At 44.6% G+C, this 3,102-nt stretch carries 3 protein-coding genes; all 3 read left to right on the plus strand.

Annotated elements, in window-relative coordinates; genetic code table 11:
* Positions 1-2 precede the first annotated feature (2 nt).
* Genes ACQW03_RS21070 through ACQW03_RS21080 form a run of 3 tightly spaced genes read left to right on the plus strand, consistent with a single transcriptional unit; the run spans position 3 to position 2,818 of the window.
* Positions 3-1,265, plus strand: coding sequence for a hydroxymethylglutaryl-CoA synthase family protein (locus tag ACQW03_RS21070; RefSeq protein ID WP_441951572.1), 1,263 nt, complete (start codon positions 3-5; stop codon positions 1,263-1,265).
* Positions 1,262-2,023: an enoyl-CoA hydratase/isomerase gene (locus ACQW03_RS21075; protein ID WP_441951574.1), complete on the plus strand. Its 762-nt coding sequence runs from the start codon at positions 1,262-1,264 to the stop codon at positions 2,021-2,023. The genes ACQW03_RS21070 and ACQW03_RS21075 overlap by 4 nt, the downstream gene beginning before the upstream one ends.
* A gap of 45 nt (positions 2,024-2,068) precedes the next feature.
* Positions 2,069-2,818 (plus strand): polyketide synthase, encoded by a 750-nt coding sequence (locus ACQW03_RS21080; protein WP_441951575.1) that lies wholly within the window; start codon positions 2,069-2,071, stop codon positions 2,816-2,818.
* Positions 2,819-3,102 lie beyond the last annotated feature (284 nt).

Here is a 3,102-nt window from a genome sequence, read left to right on the forward strand (position 1 = left end):
TTATGGTTGTCGTGGGAATTGAGGCAATGAACGTTTTTGGTGGCTCTGCCTATCTGGATGTTATGGAATTAGCCCAACACAGGCAATTGGATCCTGCAAGGTTCGAAAATTTATTAATGAAAGAAAAGGCGGTTGCCCTGCCTTATGAAGATCCAGTTACCTTTGGAGTAAATGCGGCAAAACCGCTGGTGGACGCTCTTTCAGAAGCGGAAAAAAACAGAATCGAAATGCTTATCACGTGTACGGAATCAGGTATTGATTTTGGGAAATCAATCAGTACATATATTCACCACTATTTGGGGTTGAATCGGAATTGCAGATTATTCGAGCTCAAGCAAGCATGCTATTCCGGTACTGCTGGACTCCAAATGGCGGTGAATTTTATTCTTTCTCAGGTCTCGCCAGGAGCAAAAGCGCTTGTAATTGCCAGTGATATTTCACGGTTTATTGCTGCTGAAGGCGGGGATGTCTTGAGTGAGGATTGGTCTTATGCTGAGCCAAGTGGAGGCGCAGGGGCCGTGGCAATGCTCATTAGTGAAAATCCTCATATTTTTCAAATCGATGCAGGCGCTAATGGATATTACGGCTATGAGGTGATGGATACTTGCCGGCCGATTCCAGATAGCGAGGCTGGGGATGCAGATTTGTCTTTAATGTCCTATCTGGACTGTTGCGAGCAAGCGTTTTTGGAATATCAAAAACGGGTGAAAGGAGTGGATTATAAAGATACCTTTCAGTATCTTGCCTTTCATACTCCTTTTGGCGGAATGGTAAAAGGGGCGCATCGCACGATGATGCGAAGGTTGACTCAATCCAAACCAAATGAGATTGAGGCAGATTATTTACAACGTGTTAAGCCCGGATTGGCGTATTGCCAACGGGTTGGAAATATTATGGGGGCGACTTTGTACCTCTCCTTGGCAGGTACGATTGATCAGGGTACATTCGATGCTCCAAAGAGAATCGGCTGTTTTTCCTACGGCTCAGGCTGCTGCTCTGAATTTTATAGCGGGGTTGCTATGCCGCAAAGCCAGGAACATCTGCGGCGTTTTGAAATTGAGCGTAATTTGAATGATCGCTATCAGTTAACTATGGATGAATATGAATCCCTGCTAAAAGGCAGTGGCGCCGTACGGTTCGGAACCCGCAACGCCAAGCTGGATTTTCAATTGATTCCGGGGGTGATAGCTTCCGGGAAAGGTAGACAGCGGTTGTATTTGGAAGAAATCTATGAATTCCACCGTAAATACAGGTGGGAATCATGAGTTATCAAACGATTCAGGTTCGTTTTCAAGAATCGATTTGTTATATTCGCTTTTACCGACCGGAGGCAAATAATACGATTAATAATACCCTCATCGAGGAGTGCTTGCATGTACTTGCACTGTGTGAGGAGTCAGTTACGATCGTAGTTTTGGAAGGTTTGCCGGAGGTGTTCTGTTTTGGTGCGGATTTTGAGGGAATGCGTGAGAAAGTGGAAAGTGGACAAGAACATGCAATGAGTCCAGAGCCTATGTATGATCTGTGGTTAAAACTAGCAACTGGGCCCTATATCACGATTTCTCATGTGCGAGGAAAAGCAAACGCTGGCGGTATCGGATTTATTGCTGCCAGCGATATTGTGATAGCCGACGAGACGGCACAGTTCAGCTTGTCAGAACTGCTATTCGGACTTTTTCCTGCTTGTGTTCTACCGTTTTTAGTCCGCAGGATTGGATTCCAAAAAGCGCATTATTTAACACTAATGACGCAGCCCGTTTCGGTTCAACAGGCCCATGTATGGGGGTTGGTTGATGCGTACGATGCTCAGAGTGAGATGGTGCTACGCAAGCATTTATTACGCCTCAGACGATTGAGCAAGCATGGGATTTTACGCTACAAGCGCTTTATGGATGAACTCAACGATTTGCGTCAGTGTAAACCACTAGCGTTGGCGTCCAATCAAGAGGTGTTTTCAGACGCTCAAAATCTTAAGGGCATTTTCCGGTACGTCGAAACGGGGCAATTTCCGTGGATGGATTGATGGCGTACGCCACAAGATGGGAATGCAGGAGGGAAGAAGATCATAATGTCACAATCCGTGGTTGAATTACTTGAAATCGAACGAGGTATTTTTCAAGTGAAAATGCAAGATAGAGTTCATAAAAATACATTTACGCTTGAAATGACCCATGGACTAAGACAAGCGTTCAAGACGATCCAAGAAGATTCAACCTGCAAAGTCGTAATTCTAACAGGATACGATAATTACTTTGCCACGGGTGGGACGCAAGAGGGACTGTTGGCTTTACATGAAGGAATCTCGAAGTTTACCGATGAAAATATTTACTCACTTGCATTGGGCTGCAAAGTTCCAGTGATAGCTGCCATGCAGGGACATGCGGTGGGCGGAGGCTTTGTAATGGGGCTATTTGCTGATTTTGTAGTCCTAAGCAGGGAAAGTGTGTACACGACTAATTTTATGAGATACGGATTCACACCGGGAATGGGTGCCACGTATATTATTCCTAAAAAACTAGGGTTCAGCTTGGGAGAAGAGTTATTGTTAAATGGGAGCAATTATCGAGGCGTTGAACTGGAAAAACGGGGAGTTCCATTTCCGACCCTGCCCCGCAAAGAAGTGATGGGCTATGTAATGGATCTTGCCCGGCAGCTAGCCGAGAAACCCAGATTTTCTTTAATCACGCTAAAGGATCATTTGGTTGCTCCACTCCGGGAACAGCTTCCCAAAATCGTAGAACAAGAGCTTATCATGCATGAGAAGACCTTTCATCAAGCGGAGGTTAAAGAACGAATTATCAACTTGTTTGGAAAATAACCAAATTTTATATACAAGAGCATGCAATTACGGTCTTGAAAAAGATCGTACTTGTATGCCTCAATCCATAGAGATTCGTTGAACGCCTTTGCGGTTGTTCATGCGAACCAGCAACGAGTGTGAAAGAGGCATATAGCCTTCCTCATCACTCGTTTTTTCTTTGATATATTTTAGCAGGCAACTCCTGGCAATGCTTCAAACGTGAATAATAGCTCAAAATGGACAGGGTGATAAGCCTTTAGCTCATGTTATATAAACTTTGTGTTTTGAGGAGTTGGTGGAGA

The organism is Paenibacillus sp. DRB1-1 (genome assembly GCF_052119485.1).
Lineage (GTDB): Bacteria > Bacillota > Bacilli > Paenibacillales > Paenibacillaceae > Paenibacillus > Paenibacillus polymyxa_B.